Consider the following 14,535-nt stretch of genomic DNA (forward strand, 5'->3'; position numbering starts at 1 on the left):
GTCCTAGGCCCGCTGAAAGTCCCGTCAGGCCGTGCCTGCGGGGGCCCTGCTCGCGCGGTTGGGCTCCACGGTGCGGGGCGCGGCCGTGCCGCCCGGCGTGACGTACGTGGCCCCGGCGGCCGCGGCGAGGCCGGTGCCCACGGCCTGGAAGCCGTGCAGGACCCGTTCACGGGTCAGCCCCGGCACGTGCCACGGACGTTCGCGCAGCGCCAGCCAGGCCAGCCAGCCCACCGCGACGACGCCCCAGTGGGTGACCACCCGGTAGAGGGCGACGGCCGCCCCCGCCGGGACCAGCCCGGCGCCGAGCGCCACCAGCGCCGCCGCCATCGCGCTCTCGATCGCCCCGACGCCGCCGGGCAGCACCGGGATCAGGCTGCCCGCCGCCTGCGCCGCGAAGTAGGCCAGCGCCACCCCGAGCGGAGAGACCTCGACACCCACCGCCCGGGTCGCGGCCACCAGCGCCAGGATGTCGAACAGCCAGTTCAGCAGGGCGAAGACGATCAGCGCGCCCCAGTCGTACGACGACAGCCGCAGCGGCCCGGCCTTCGCGGACTTCGACAGGCCCAACGACCCCGCCAGCTCGCGCAGGCGGGCGACGTGCGGGGAGAGCCGGGGCCGTTCGAGCACGGCGCGGATCACCCGGGTCGGCGGCGCGATCACCCGGCGGGGCCAGGCGGCGTGCCGCGACGCCCGCCACAGCGCCACCCCCAGAACGACCGGCACCGCGAGGACGACGACGCCCACGGCGGCCGGCACGCGGAAGTGCGGCTCGGCCAGCAGCGCCAGCACCGCGACGACGGCATAGGCGGACGTGGTCACGACGCCGCCCAGCACGATCACCGCCGTCGCCAACTGGGCGCTCGCCCCGCCGCGCCGGAACTGCTGGAACGTGTAGACGATGCTGATCGCGGCCCCGGCGGGCAGGGTGGTGGACAGCGCGTTGCTCGCGTAGGTCACCGCGAACGTGCGACATCGCGAGATCCGCAGCCCGCCCCTGCTCAGCAACCGGTGCTGCAACCGGGCGAAGGCCGCCATGGACAGCGCGGCGGCCACGATCAACACGATCAGCCACCCCGGCTCCGCCCGGGTGGCCGAGCGCCACACCGCGCCGGGCGGGGGCAGCTCGTCGGCCAGCAGGACCAGCGCACCGACGGCCAGGAGCGGGAGCGCCAACCGGAGGACGCGACGCCGAACGAGCCCGTGGCCACCGGCGGTCAGGGCCGCCGGGCCCGGTACTGCAGCGCCCTCGCCGTCCACCGGTCACCTCGCAAGCGTGATCATCTTGCGCAACGGTGCTTCGGGTAAAGGTGTTCCCTCCCCGAGGGCGGAATATCGCAAAAGTGACCTGTCTCATACCGGCCCGCGGCCGGTTACGATCCTGTCATGGCGGTGGACGCGGTGATCTTCGACTGGGGCGGCACGCTGACCCCGTGGCACGACCTCGAGATCCGGGAGATGTGGCGCGCCATCTGCGCCGCCCACCTCGACCCCGACGAGGTGGAGGGCATCGCCCAGGCCCTGATGGACGCCGAGGACGAGCTGTGGCGGCGCGCCCGCGAGGAGCACCGCAGCGCCACCCTCGACGAGCTGTTCGACCTGGCGGGGGTGCGGCCGACCGAGGCGCTGCTGGCCACCAAGTTCCAGACCTGGGAGCCGCACACCTTCCTCTACCCCGACGCCACCGCCCTGCTCGAGGGCCTGCGGGCGCGCGGCATCAAGGTGGGCGTGCTGTCCAACACCATGTGGTCGCGGGAGTGGCACGAGCGGATCTTCGACCGCGACGGCGTCCTGGACCTCCTCGACGGGGCCGTCTACAGCAGCGAGATCCCGTGGACCAAGCCGCACGCCGAGGCGTTCCGCAGCGCGATGGAGGCGGTCGGCGCCACCGACCCGGCCCGCTGCGTGTTCGTCGGCGACCGGCCGTTCGACGACATCCACGGCGCCAAGTCGGCCGGGATGCGCGCGGTGCAGATCTGGCACCGCACCGCGGACGTCCTCCCGGGGTCCAGGCCCGACCTGGCCCGCCCCGACGCGGTCATCCATCGGCTGGCCGACCTCGCGCCGCACGTGGAGGCGTGGGCCGGGTAGCCGCTCAGGCGTCCTTCACCTCGAGGCCCAGCGCCCCCGCGATCATGATCGCCTGGTAGGGGTCGATCACCGCGCGGTCCAGCGTCGTGGTGTGCGGGTCCAGCGACGACAGGTCGCTCCCGCGCAGGTCGCAGCGGGTCAGGTCGGCCTTGTGCAGCCACGCCCCGGAGAGGTCGACGTCCCGGAAGGACGCCTTCGCGCAGCGCGCCCCCGTCAGGTCCGCCTCCTGCATCCGCACCTTGTGGAACGAGGACCCGCCGAGGTCGGCCCCGGGCAGGCCCGTGTACGACCAGTCGCCGCCCTCCACCTTCAGCAGACCGTAGGAGCAGCCGTCGAACATGCTCCCGACGAGCTTGCATCCGGCGAACGTGGTGTCGAAGAACGAGCAGCGCACGAAGGTGCAGTTCACGAAGGCCGAGTCGGTGTGCGTGGAGGCGTTGAACCGGACGCCCCGGAAGGTGCACTCGGTGAACACCGCCCCGCGTCCCGAGACCTCGGTCATGTCCACGTCGATGAACTCGACCCGGATGTGCTCCTCGCCGGACAGGTCCCGGCCGTCCCAGTCCTCGGAGCGGACGGTGGTCTCGGTGGGCGGCGCGGGCCGCCCGTGCCTGCGGTCGGCCATGGATCCCCGATCGTCGTGCGCGCAAACTCGCCGCGACGCTATCTCAGCCCGGTCTCCACCCGCCCCTCCGGCTCACTTCTTGACGTATTCATGTCATATAGGGCTTTCGGGCCGTGCGCGATCCCCTGACGTCTTGTTACTTTCCAGGCATGTCCGAGATCCACGCCTTCATCGACCGACTGCCCAAGGTCGAACTTCACATCCATTTGGTAGGTTCTGCATCGGTGTCCACCGTGCTGGACCTCGCCGCCCGCCATCCGGACAACCGCCTGCCGACCACCGCCGAGGGCATGCGCGACTTCTACGAGTTCCGCGACTTCCCCCACTTCGCCGAGGTCTACCAGGCCGTCAGCGACGTCGTCCGCACACCGGAGGACGTCGCCACCCTGGTCACCGGCACCGCCCGCGACCTCGCCGCCCAGCGGGTCGGGTACGTCGAGCTGACCGTGACCCCCTACACCCACGTGCGCGCCGGGATGAGCGCGCGGGCCGTCACCGAGGCCCTCGACATCGCCGCCCGCCAGGCCGCCGAACGCCACGGCGTCCACGTCGCCTACATCTTCGACATCGCCGGTGAGCTGGGCGGGGAGGCCGCCCGGGCCACCCTCGACCACGCCCTCGGCCACCCCCCGGAACGCCTGGTCGGCTTCGGCCTCGGCGGCATCGAGCAGGGACGCCCCGCCCACCGTGACGCCTTCCGCGACGTCTTCCGCGCGGCCGTCGCCGCCGGGCTGCACAGCGTCCCCCACGCCGGCGAGATGTCCGGCCCCGAGACCATCTGGGAGTCGATCCACGGACTGGCCGCCGAACGGATCGGCCACGGCATCCGCTGCCTGGACGACCCCCTGCTCGTGGAGCATCTCCGCGAGACGCAGATCCCGTTGGAGGTCTGCCCGACCTCCAACGTCCGCACCGGACAGGTCGCCGAACCGGCCGCCCACCCGCTGCCGAGGCTCCTGGAGGAGGGCCTGTACGTCACCCTCAACAGCGACGATCCGCCCATGTTCGGCACCAGCCTGACCCAGGAGTACCGCGTCGCCGCCGACGTGCTCGGCCTCGACGCGTCCGCCCTGGCCGACCTGGCCCGCAACGCGGTACGGGCCTCGTTCCTCGATCCCGCGGGTCAGAGGGCGATCCTCGCCGAGATCGACGCCGTGGCTAGCGGGGACGCGGGATCAGCGCGCTCTGCGGCAGGCCGGGGAACGCCGGCGACGTGACCTCCGACCCGGTGGCCTCCCGCCACCCGGCCGACCGGCCCGCGGCCTCCTGCATGGCCAGCGCGGCGTACCGACGCACCTCCGCGTCGTCGGCGCCGACGAGCCCGAGATACGCCGTCACCAGCCGTTCCTCCAAGACCGCGGCCAACTCGGCCGCCGTCCGCGCCGAGGTGACCCGCACCGGAGGTCGGTAGGCGGCAGAAGCGGCCACCGGCCGCGCCCGTCGGCCGTTCAGCAGGTCCACCAACTGGTCGCGGCGGGTGCGATGGGCGTCCATGACCACCCGCGCCGTCTCCTGGGCGGACCCGCTCAACCCGGCGCCCACCAGCCCGTAGCAGTAGACGGTGGCGTGCTCTGCGGCCAGCACCGCCTGCAGCGCCTCGACGTCCCGGCTCACCGTTCCGCTCCCAGGAGCGCCGCGTGCCACGCCTCTCCGGCCCCGATGCTCGCCAGGAGCTGCGCCACCCCGGGAGCCACCAGCCGGACGTCCTCCGCCCGGCCCGCCGCCGCCCTGCTCTCCGCGTCCCGCAGCAGGTCGAGCGCCTCCGACTCCTTGTCGGGTACGGCGGCCGGGGTGACCGGGGCGGGCGGGACGAGCGGCTCCGTCCCGGGCAGGTGGTGGCGTCCGAGCACCGTCAGATGTTCGCGATGGTGCGCCAGCATCGGCGTCAACCGGCCGACGAGCCCGGAATGCGTCCGCAGCACCGCCTCGTACAGGGCGATCAGCCCCCGCTCGGCGGTCATCGCGCCGGTCAGCACCGCCACGTCGGGCGACGGGCGCGGCACCGCAGGCGCCTCCTGCGCGGCGCACCCGCCCAGCACGGCCGCCGAGGCGGCGCAGCCGAGACCGCCGAGAACGGCCCGCCGGGACACGCCTCCGGCCCCCGTGACCGACCCCGAGACAGACACGGTCACGGAGTATCCCACAGGAGGCCCGGTCGCCCGGCCGCATCGCGTCATCGCCCACGACGCCCGGCCGTTCGAAAGAGCGCTGATGAGCCGGGCTGTCGATAGGCTTGGTCACGGAAACCGCGGCGCCCGTCCAGAAGGAGGTCCCATGAGCGTCGAATCAGGCCGTGACCGCGCTCGCCGGGCACCCGAGCGGGATGAGCGTCGCGTCGAGCGGCGCGCCCCCGGTGGCGGGTCGTCCAGGGCCGCGACGCAGGCGGAGCTGACCCGGCTCGTGGAGCCGCTGGCCGCCGCGCAGGGCCTGGAGCTGGAGGAGCTGGACGTCAAGCCCGCCGGACGGCGGCGGCTGGTGCGCATCGTGGTGGACGCCGACGGCGGCGTGAGTCTCGACGCCGTGGCGTCCCTCAACCAGGCCGTGTCCATCGCGTTCGACGACGCCGACGTCATGGGCACCGCCCCGTACGTCCTGGAGGTCACCTCGCCCGGCGTGGACCGCCCGCTGACCGAGCCCCGGCACTGGCGGCGCGCCACCGGCCGGCTGGTCCGCGCGCCGCTCACCGACGGCGGCCAGATCGAGGGACGCGTGGTCGCCGCCGACGACGAGGCGGTCGTCCTGGAGGTCTCCGGGCGACGCCGCCGGTTCGGTCACGGCGAGTTGGGACGGGGCCGGGTACAGGTGGAGTTCCGCCGTACCGACGATGAGGGCGGCGGACGGGCCGGGTCCGACGATGAGCTCGCCGACCCGGGAGCCGACGAGGCCGGGAACTGAGGGGGAGCTTACGTGGACATCGACATGGCTGCGCTGCGCAGTCTGGAGAGCGAGAAGGACATCTCGCTCGACCTGGTCGTGAAGGCCATCGAGGACGCCATGCTGATCGCCTACCACCGCACGGAGGGGGCGGCGACGAGGGCACGGGTGGAGCTGGACCGCAAGAGCGGGCACGTGACGGTGTGGGCGGCCGAGACCGACGAGGAGGGCAACCCCCTCCGGGAATACGACGACACCCCGACGGGTTTCGGCCGTATCGCGGCGACGACGGCCAAGCAGGTCATCCTGCAGCGGCTGCGCGACGCCGAGGACGAGTTGACGTTCGGGGAGTACGCCGGCCGCGAGGGCGACATCGTCTCCGGCGTGATCCAGCAGGGCAAGGACCCGCGCAACGTGCTGGTCGACCTCGGCCGGATCGAGGCCGTGCTGCCCCCGCAGGAGCAGGTCCCCGGCGAGAGCTATGAGCACGGGGAGCGGCTGCGGGCCTACGTGGTGCAGGTGCGCAAGGGCCATCGCGGCCCCTCGGTCCAACTGTCGAGGACGCACCCGAACCTGGTGCGCAAGCTGTTCGCGCTGGAGGTGCCCGAGATCGCCGACGGCACCGTGGAGATCGCGGCCATCGCCCGGGAGGCCGGGCACCGCACCAAGATCGCGGTGCGCTCCCGCAAGCAGGGCGTCAACGCCAAGGGCGCCTGCATCGGCCCCATGGGCAGCCGCGTCCGCAACGTGATGCACGAGCTGCACGGCGAGAAGATCGACATCGTCGACTGGTCGGACGACCCGGCCGAGTTCGTCGGCAACGCGCTGTCGCCCGCCCGGGTCAACAGCGTGGAGGTCGTGGACGAGGGCGCCCGGGTGGCCCGGGTCATCGTGCCGGACTACCAGCTCTCGCTGGCCATCGGCAAGGAGGGCCAGAACGCCCGACTGGCGGCCCGGCTGTCCGGCTGGCGGATCGACATCCGGCCCGACACCGAGCCCGCGGGCCCCGCGGGGCCCGCGGACCCGCCCGGTCCCGAGGGGTCCGCCGGGTCCGGGGGGCCGTCTCCGGACGCAGGTCGGGGCGGGTCGGAAACGTCCGGATCAAGTACGGAGCATGCGACAGGTCCCGCCGACGCGTCGGCGCGGTAGACTCATGAAACGTGGCCCGGCCACGCGGGGCGGCTTTCCATGCCGTACCTGCGTGGGTTGCCGGGTTCGCACGGCCAAGTCCGACCTGCTGCGCCTGGTGGCGGTCGAGGGCGTGATCGTCCCCGACCCTGGCGGGCGGCTGCCGGGACGGGGTGCTTCCATACACCCCGACCTGGGATGTCTCGAGCTCGCAGAGCGTCGTCGGGCGTTCCCCCGGGCCTTTCGCCTGGCGGGTCCGCTCGATGTGGACCTGCTGCGAAGGCACCTCGAGGCACGGGTCGGGCACAGGGCCGAAAGGTAAGCGACGTCTAGTCGGAAGCAGGTCGAGATTGCTATGAGCGCTCGATGAGCACGCCGCGATGAGTACGGCAAGTTAGCCACGGTCCGGAGGCCGCTACCTCCCGGACCGAGTAAGGGAGTGCAGTGGCGAAGGTCCGGGTTTACGAACTCGCCAAGGAGTTCGGTGTAGAGAGCAAGGTCGTCATGGCCAAGCTCCAAGAGATGGGCGAGTTCGTACGGTCGGCGTCCTCCACGATCGAGGCGCCGGTCGTTCGAAGGCTCACCGAAGCTTTCTCAAGTTCTTCCGGGGCGGGTGACAAGGGTCGGGGCGGCAGGAAGCCCCAGGCCCCCGGTCGTCGTCCCGAACAGGCGTCTCCTCGGCCGTCCGCGGGCGCCGACGGGGGCGACCGCCGCGTGGCGCCCAAGCCGGGTCCCGCGCCCAAGCCGGGCCCGCGGCCCGGTCCGCAGGCGCCCAAGCCGGTCCCCGGCGCCACGGGCGGCCCCGGCGACGCCGGTGTCCCCGACGTCACCGAGGCCCCGAGTCCCGCGCGCACCACGCCGCGCCCCGGTCCGGTTCCGCCGGCCCCGGTGCAGCAGGCGCCCGATCAGGGGGCCCCGGGCGGCGGTCGTCCGCGACCGCAGCAGACCCCGGCCGCGCCCGCCGCGCAGGCGGGCCCCACGGCCCCGCCCGCTCCGGGCGGTCCGGCCGCCGGCGCCCCGAGCGCCCCCGGCGCCCCCGGTGCCGGTGGGCCCAAGCCGGGTCCGCGCGCGCCCAAGCCGGGCCCGCGTCCGGCGCCGCGGCAGGGCGGCGGACGTCCCGGCGCCCCGCGTCCGGGCAACAACCCGTTCAGCTCGACCAACACCGGCATGGGCACGTCGCCCAAGCCGGGCCCGCGTCCGGGCCCGCCGGCCGGTGAGCGTCCGAGCGGCGACCGCGACCGCGGCCCGCGCGGCGGCGGCGACCGTCCCGGCGGCCCGCGTCCCGCGGCTCCGCGTCCCGGTGGTCCCGGGGCCGGTGGTCCGCGTCCCGGCGGCGGCGGCGACCGTCCCGGCGGTCCGCGTCCGGGCGGTCCGCGTCCGGGCGGTCCGCGTCCGAGCCCGATGAACATGCCGTCCAAGCCCGCCACCACGGGCCCCGGCGCCGGGCGTGGTCCCGGCGGCGGCGGTCGTGGCGGTCCCGGCGGCGGCGGCGGTGGCGGCGGTGCCGGTCGTCCCGGCGGCGGTCGTCCCGGCGGCGGTGGCGGCGGCGGTCGTCCCGGTGGCGGCGGCGGCTTCGGCGGCCCGCGTCCCGGTGGCGGCGGCGGTCGTCCCGGTGGCGGCGGCGGCTTCGGCGGCCCCCGTCCGGGTGGCGGCGGTCGCGGTCGCGGCGGCACGGCGGGCGCCTTCGGGCGTCCCGGCGGGCGTCCGGCCCGTGGTCGCAAGTCCAAGAAGCAGCGGCGTCAAGAGTTCGACAACATGCAGGCGCCCGCCATCGGCGGCGTCCAGGCCCCGCGCGGCAACGGCAAGGCCATCAAGCTGCCGCAGGGCGCCTCGCTGACCGACTTCGCCGAAAAGATCGGCGCCAACCCGGCGTCGCTGGTGCAGATCATGCTGCACCTCGGCGAGATGGTCACCGCGACCCAGTCCGTCAGCGAGGAGACCCTCAAGGCGCTGGGGCTCGAGCTCGACTTCGACGTCCACGTGGTCTCGCCCGAGGACGAGGACCGCGAGCTGCTGGAGTCGTTCGACATCGAGTTCGGCGAGGACACCGGCGGCGAGGAGGAACTCGCCGTCCGTCCTCCGGTCGTGACCGTCATGGGTCACGTCGACCACGGTAAGACGCGACTGCTGGACGCGATCCGCAACGCCAACGTCGCCTCCGGCGAGGCCGGCGGGATCACCCAGCACATCGGCGCCTACCAGGTGCACACCGTGGTCGACGGCCAGGACCGCAAGATCACCTTCATCGACACCCCGGGTCACGAGGCGTTCACCGCCATGCGGGCCCGCGGTGCCGACACCACCGACCTGGTGGTGCTGGTGGTGGCCGCCGACGACGGTGTCAAGCCGCAGACCACCGAGGCGATCGACCACGCCACGGCGGCCGGTGTGCCGATCGTGGTGGCGGTCAACAAGGTCGACAAGGAGGGCGCGGACCCGCAGCGCGTGCGGGCCCAGCTCACCGAGTACGGCCTGGTCGCCGAGGAGTACGGCGGTCAGACCCAGTTCGTGGACGTGTCCGCCAAGCAGGGCACCAACCTCGACGGGCTGCTCGAGGCGATCGTGCTCGCCGCCGACGCCGAGCTCGACCTCAAGGCCAACCCCGACATGCCCGCACAGGGCAGCGCGATCGAGGCCAACCTCGACCGCGGCCGGGGCGCCGTGGCGACCGTGCTGGTGCAGCGCGGCACGCTCCGGGTCGGCGACTCGATCGTCTGCGGCGTGGCCCACGGCCGCGTCCGGGCGATGCTCGACGAGAACGGCAACACCCTCACCGAGGCCGGGCCGTCCCGTCCGGTGCTGGTGCTCGGCCTCACCGCCGTGCCCGGCGCGGGCGACAACTTCCTGGTCGTCGACGACGACCGGGTGGCCCGCCAGATCGCCGACCGGCGCACCGCCCGCAAGCGGAACGCCGAGCTGCTGCGGAGTCGCAAGTCCAGCTCCCTCGAGGAGCTGTTCAAGGACCTGCAGCGGGGCGAGCGGCAGGAACTGCTGCTCATCATCAAGGGCGACGTGTCCGGTTCGGTCGAGGCGCTGGAGGACTCGCTCCTCAAGATCGACGTCGGCGAGGAGGTCAACCTGCGGGTGATCCGCCGCGGTGTCGGCGCCATCACGCAGGACGACGTCAACCTCGCGGTGGCGTCCGAGGGCGCGGTGATCATCGGCTTCAACGTCCGGCCCGAGCGCAACGCGCAGGAGGCGGCGGACCGCGAAGGCGTGGACATCCGCTACTACTCGGTCATCTACCAGGCGATCGAAGAGGTCGAGGCGGCCCTCAAGGGCATGCTCAAGCCGGAGTTCGAGGAAGTCCAGCTCGGGACCGCGGAGATCCGCATGATCTTCAAGGTGCCGAAGATCGGGAACGTGGCCGGCTGCATGGTCCAGTCAGGCACGATCAACCGCAACGGCAAGGCCCGTCTGGTGCGGCAGGGCAGCGTGGTGGCCGACAACCTCACGATCTCCTCGCTGCGCCGGGAGAAGGACGATGTGAACGAGGTCCGCGAGGGCTTCGAGTGCGGCATCGGCATCGGGTACCAGGACATCAAGATCGACGATGTCATCGAGTGCTTCGAGATGCGCGAGAAGCCGCGCGACTGACGGACGGGGGCGGGGCCGGCCTGCTCGTCGAGCTTCGCTCGACTTCGCCGGTGGCCCCGCCGTCGTGCCGACCCGGGGGGGCGACCCCCCGGAACCCCCCGATGTGGGGGAGCTCCGCCCCCCACGCCCCCTGGCGTTGACATCCGGCCGGCGAGCGTGGGGGAGTTCCGTCCCCACCCCCCTGGCACTGATATGCAGCCCTCGGGTGTGGGGGCGTTCGTTTGTCCTTCGTGCTGGAACAGATCACCCGAGGTGATGGGTTAGGTGTATGTGGGTGCGTTGACGCTCGACCTGCTGCTCGGCGACGTGCGGTCGCTGAAGGAGAAACGGTCGGTCGTCCGGCCGATCGTGGCCGAGGTGCGCAAGCGGTACCCGGCGGTCGCCGTCGCCGAGACGGGGGCGCACGACCTGCACCGGCGCGCCGAGATCGGCGTGGCGGTCGTGTCGGGCACCGCGGGCAACTGCACCGAGGTGCTGGAGGCCTGCGAACGGCTGGTGGCCGGTCGCCCCGAGATCGAAATGCTGTCGGCCCGACGACGGCTGTACGGCGACGAAGACGAGGACTGACAGACATGGTGGACGCAGCCCGGGCTCGCAAGCTCGCCGACCGGATCCAGCAGATCGTCGCCGAGATGTTGGAGCGCCGCATCAAGGACCCCAGGCTCGGATTCGTCACGGTGACGGACGCCAAGGTCACCGGCGACCTGCGGGACGCCACGGTCTACTACACGGTGTACGGCTCGGAGGGCGAGCGGGCCGACACCGCCGCGGCGCTGGAGAGCGCCAAGGGGGTCATCCGCTCGGAGGTGGGGCGGCGCACCGGGATCCGGCACACCCCCAGCCTGACCTTCGAGTTCGACGCGGTGATGGACAACGCCCGGCAGCTCGACGACCTGCTGGCCCGGGCCCGCGCGCACGACGAGCAGGTGGCCAGGACCGCCGAGGGCGCGGAGCCCGCGGGGGAGGCCAACCCCTATCGCGTCGGTGAGGAGCTTGCCGAAAGCGACGCGGACGGGGACGGCGACGAGGGACACTCGACACCGTGAACCGGCCGGTTGCGCGGTGCGGCCGAGGGTCGCCGCGCGGCGGGGCGAGCCGGGGGGGAGGGTGAGCGACATGGCGATGCCCGGACTCGCCGTCAGCGGGCGAACCGGTGGCGGAGTGCCGGACCCGGCCCAGTGGGACCGGGCGGTCGAGCTGATCGAGGCGGCCGAGGAGATCTGGCTGGCGTGCCACGTGTCCCCGGACGGGGACGCGCTGGGCTCGATGCTGGCCTTCGCGCAGGCGTTGCGGGCGCGCGGCAAACGCTGCGCCGCGTCCTTCGGCGAGCCGTTCACGGTGCCGGGGAGCCTGCGCTTCCTGCCCGGCCAGGACCTCCTGGTGGATCCGGGCGCGGTCCCGGAGGCCCCGGCGCTGATGATCGCGTTCGACGCCGCCGCGCTCGGCCGGCTGGGGTCGTTGGCCCCGTCGGCGGATCGGGCCCGGGAGCTGATCGTGGTGGACCACCACGCCTCCAACTCCGGGTTCGGCACCGTGCACCTGATCGATCCGTCGGCCGCGGCCACCGCGGTGCTGGCCGAGGAGCTGATCTCCCGGATCGGCGTCCCGTTGACCCGTGAGATCGCGCTCGGCCTGTACGCCGGGCTGGCCAGCGACACGGGCTCGTTCAAGTACGGCTCCACCACGCCGGAGGTGCACGGGATGGCCGGTCGGCTGCTGGCCGCCGGCGTCCGTCCCGACGCGGTGGGCCGCGAGCTGTGGGACCGCGCGCCGTTCGGCTACCTGCAGGTGCTCGGCGGCGCGCTCGGACGGGCCCGTTTCGAGCCGGACGCCGCCGGGGGCCTCGGCATGGTGTGGACCACCATCAGCAGGGCCGACCGGGCCGCGCGGGACGTCCGCTACGACCAGCTCGAGGGCGTGATCGACCAACTGCGCCGGGCCGACGAGGCCGAGGTCGCGGTGGTCTGCAAGGAGACCGACGACGGACGTTGGTACGTGTCCACCCGCTCCAAGGGCCGGGTGGACGTCGGCCGCGCCTGCTTCGAACTGGGCGGCGGCGGGCACCGCCTGGCCGCCGCGTACACCTGTGACTGCGCGCCGCAGACCGCCATCGAGCGACTGCGCGCGCTGCTGACGACCGCCCCGGCACGGAGGGACGCCCAGTGACATCGGGCCTGGTGATCGTGGACAAGCCGGCGGACTGGACCTCGCACGACGTGGTCGCCAGGATGCGCCGGCTGGCCGGGACCCGGCGGGTCGGCCACGCCGGCACGCTGGACCCGATGGCGACCGGCGTGCTGGTCGTCGGGGTCGACAAGGCCACCCGCCTGCTCGGTCACCTGGCGCTCACCGAGAAGGTCTACGAGGCCACCATCCGGCTCGGGGAGTCCACCAACACCGACGACGCCGAGGGCGAGACCACCGCCACCGCCTCGGCCGCCGAGGTCGCCGGCGAGGCCCTGGCCGCCGCCGTCGAGGCGCTGACCGGCGAGATCCTCCAGGTCCCGCCCCAGGTCAGCGCGATCAAGGTGAACGGGCAACGGGCGTACAAGATGGCCCGCAAGGGCGAAGAGGTCGAGCTGCGGGCGCGCCCGGTCACCGTGTCCGACTTCACCGTCGGCGAGATCCGCCGGCACGGCGACCTGGTGGACCTGGACGCCTCGATCACCTGCTCGTCGGGCACCTACATCCGGGCGCTGGCCCGCGACCTCGGCGCCGCGTTGGGCACCGGCGGACACCTCACGGCGCTGCGCCGCACCCGGGTCGGCCCGTACGGGCTGGACCTGGCCCGCACCCTCGACCAGCTCGCCTCGCACTGCGACGTGCTCCCCATCGGCGACGCGGTCGCGGCCGCGTTCCCCCGCCGCGACGTCGACGCCGCCGACGCCAAGGCCATCGCCCACGGCGGCCGTCTCCCGGCCACCGGCCTGGGCCCGGGCCCCATCGGCGTCTTCGGCCCCGAAGGCGACCTGCTCGCCCTCATGGAGGAGCAGGGCCCGATCATCAGACCCCTCGCCGTCTTCACCTCCTGACACCACGCGCGAAGGGCCCGCCCGCCGGCGAGCGGGGCGAGGCCGTGGGCGCGAGTACCCTCGTGGGGGAGCCCCGAGGTCGGGGGCGCTCGGGGCGGCATGGCAGTCTTGTGTCGAGTCCATGGACGGCTGACGGGTCCAACGCAGGGAGAGCATGGTGCGGCGCTGGCACGGCCTCGACGAGGTTCCCGCCGACTGGGGCAGGTCGGTGATCACCATCGGCGTCTTCGACGGGGTGCATCGCGGGCATCAGCGGATCGTCGGCGCGGCCGCCGAGCTGGCCCGCGAACGCGGTCTCCGGTCGGTGGTCATCACTTTCGACCCGCATCCCGACGAGGTCGTTCGGCCGGGCACCCACCCGCCGCTGCTGTCGTCCACCCGCCGCCGCGCCGAGCTGCTGGCCGAGCTGGGCACCGACGTGGTGATCCTGCTGCCGTTCACCCTGGAGCTGTCCCGGATGGGGCCCGACGAGTTCGTCCAGTCGGTGCTGGTCGACCGGCTGCACGCGGCCCACGTGATCGTGGGCGAGGACTTCCGGTTCGGGCACAAGGCCAAGGGCGACGTGGCGCTGCTCAGGGAGCTGGGCGAGAAGTACGACTTCACCGCCGAGGGTGTGCCGCTGGTCGCCGACGGCGGGACGATCTCCTCGACCCACATCCGCGAGCGGCTCGCCGTCGGTGACGTCGCCGCCGCCGCCGAGTCCCTGGGGCGTCCGCACCGGGTCGAGGGCGTGGTCGTGCGCGGGCATCAGCGGGGGCGGGCGCTGGGCTTCCCCACCGCCAATCTGGAGACCATGCAGCACGTGGCGATCCCGGCCGACGGCGTGTACGCGGGTCATCTGATCTGCGACTCCGACAGGTATCCGGCCTTCCGGTGGCCCGCCGCGATCTCCATCGGCACCAATCCCACGTTCGAGGGGGAGGGCGAGCGGACCGTGGAGGCGTACGCCCTGGACCGTGACGACCTCGACCTCTACGGGGAGCACATGGCGGTGGACTTCGCCGTCCGGATCCGCGACACCCTCAAGTTCGACTCGGTCGAGGCGCTCGTCGAGGAGATGCGGCGCGACGTGGACCGGGCCAGGGAGCTGACGGCCTGAGCCGCCGCGTGGAACGGCCACGGAGCGTTCTCGACCGTGACGGGGTCCGTGCCGGGCGTGGTACCGTGAAGAACCGCCGGGGTGGGCCCGGC

General features: G+C 73.4%; 15 protein-coding genes. 11 read left to right on the forward strand and 4 right to left on the reverse strand.

From position 1 onward, the window contains the following. Positions 1–24: 24 nt before the first annotated feature. Positions 25–1,173, reverse strand: a complete 1,149-nt coding sequence (locus DFJ69_RS23125; protein WP_245974534.1) for a lysylphosphatidylglycerol synthase transmembrane domain-containing protein — start codon at positions 1,171–1,173, stop codon at positions 25–27. A gap of 210 nt (positions 1,174–1,383) precedes the next feature. On the opposite strand from DFJ69_RS23125, the gene DFJ69_RS23130 reads away from it, so the two are divergent. Further along, complete coding sequence (locus DFJ69_RS23130; RefSeq protein ID WP_116024538.1) at positions 1,384–2,088, forward strand: HAD family hydrolase; 705 nt, start codon at positions 1,384–1,386, stop codon at positions 2,086–2,088. Between the two features lie 4 nt (positions 2,089–2,092). On the opposite strand, the gene DFJ69_RS23135 is transcribed toward DFJ69_RS23130, so the two are convergent. Next, positions 2,093–2,713, reverse strand: coding sequence for a pentapeptide repeat-containing protein (locus DFJ69_RS23135; RefSeq protein WP_116024539.1), 621 nt, complete (start codon positions 2,711–2,713; stop codon positions 2,093–2,095). Between the two features lie 149 nt (positions 2,714–2,862). Between DFJ69_RS23135 and add the strand changes: the two genes are divergently transcribed. Next, a complete protein-coding gene (gene add / locus DFJ69_RS23140; protein WP_116024540.1) occupies positions 2,863–3,930 on the forward strand; it encodes an adenosine deaminase in 1,068 nt (355 codons plus the stop codon). Here add and DFJ69_RS23145 read toward each other — a convergent pair. Both DFJ69_RS23145 and DFJ69_RS34420 read right to left on the reverse strand, forming a co-directional pair. Beyond that, the gene (locus tag DFJ69_RS23145) at positions 3,872–4,327 is read right to left on the reverse strand and encodes a ferritin-like domain-containing protein (protein ID WP_116026833.1); all 456 of its coding nucleotides are present in this window, start codon (positions 4,325–4,327) and stop codon (positions 3,872–3,874) included. The genes add and DFJ69_RS23145 overlap by 59 nt on opposite strands. Beyond that, complete coding sequence (locus DFJ69_RS34420; protein ID WP_170177747.1) at positions 4,324–4,845, reverse strand: hypothetical protein; 522 nt, start codon at positions 4,843–4,845, stop codon at positions 4,324–4,326. Before DFJ69_RS34420 ends, DFJ69_RS23145 begins: the two co-directional genes overlap by 4 nt. Before the next feature lie 142 nt (positions 4,846–4,987). On the opposite strand from DFJ69_RS34420, the gene rimP reads away from it, so the two are divergent. The 9 genes from rimP (at position 4,988) to DFJ69_RS23195 (ending at position 14,443) form a co-directional block, all read left to right on the forward strand. After that, the gene (gene rimP, locus DFJ69_RS23155) at positions 4,988–5,608 is read left to right on the forward strand and encodes a ribosome maturation factor RimP (protein WP_116024541.1); all 621 of its coding nucleotides are present in this window, start codon (positions 4,988–4,990) and stop codon (positions 5,606–5,608) included. A 24-nt stretch (positions 5,609–5,632) separates the two neighbouring features. After that, positions 5,633–6,736: a transcription termination factor NusA gene (nusA, locus tag DFJ69_RS23160; protein ID WP_116026834.1), complete on the forward strand. Its 1,104-nt coding sequence runs from the start codon at positions 5,633–5,635 to the stop codon at positions 6,734–6,736. 4 nt (positions 6,737–6,740) lie between these two features. After that, entirely contained in the window at positions 6,741–7,037 is a 297-nt protein-coding gene (locus tag DFJ69_RS23165; RefSeq protein WP_170177748.1) for a YlxR family protein, read from the forward strand. Positions 7,038–7,159: 122 nt separating this feature from the next. After that, positions 7,160–10,312, forward strand: a complete 3,153-nt coding sequence (gene infB, locus DFJ69_RS23170) for a translation initiation factor IF-2 (RefSeq protein ID WP_116024543.1) — start codon at positions 7,160–7,162, stop codon at positions 10,310–10,312. Between the two features lie 264 nt (positions 10,313–10,576). Then, positions 10,577–10,879: a DUF503 domain-containing protein gene (locus tag DFJ69_RS23175; RefSeq protein ID WP_116024544.1), complete on the forward strand. Its 303-nt coding sequence runs from the start codon at positions 10,577–10,579 to the stop codon at positions 10,877–10,879. 5 nt (positions 10,880–10,884) lie between these two features. Then, on the forward strand, positions 10,885–11,358 hold the full coding sequence (gene rbfA, locus DFJ69_RS23180; protein WP_116024545.1) for a 30S ribosome-binding factor RbfA: 474 nt from the start codon (positions 10,885–10,887) through the stop codon (positions 11,356–11,358). A 70-nt stretch (positions 11,359–11,428) separates the two neighbouring features. Next, positions 11,429–12,478, forward strand: coding sequence for a DHH family phosphoesterase (locus tag DFJ69_RS23185; protein WP_116024546.1), 1,050 nt, complete (start codon positions 11,429–11,431; stop codon positions 12,476–12,478). Further along, a complete protein-coding gene (truB, locus tag DFJ69_RS23190) occupies positions 12,475–13,344 on the forward strand; it encodes a tRNA pseudouridine(55) synthase TruB (protein WP_116024547.1) in 870 nt (289 codons plus the stop codon). The genes DFJ69_RS23185 and truB overlap by 4 nt, the downstream gene beginning before the upstream one ends. A 157-nt stretch (positions 13,345–13,501) precedes the next feature. Next, a complete protein-coding gene (locus tag DFJ69_RS23195) occupies positions 13,502–14,443 on the forward strand; it encodes a bifunctional riboflavin kinase/FAD synthetase (protein WP_116026835.1) in 942 nt (313 codons plus the stop codon). The last annotated feature ends 92 nt before the right edge of the window (positions 14,444–14,535 follow it).

Origin of the sequence: Thermomonospora umbrina (assembly GCF_003386555.1) — a bacterium.
In the GTDB taxonomy this organism is placed as follows: Bacteria; Actinomycetota; Actinomycetes; order Streptosporangiales; family Streptosporangiaceae; genus Thermomonospora; species Thermomonospora umbrina.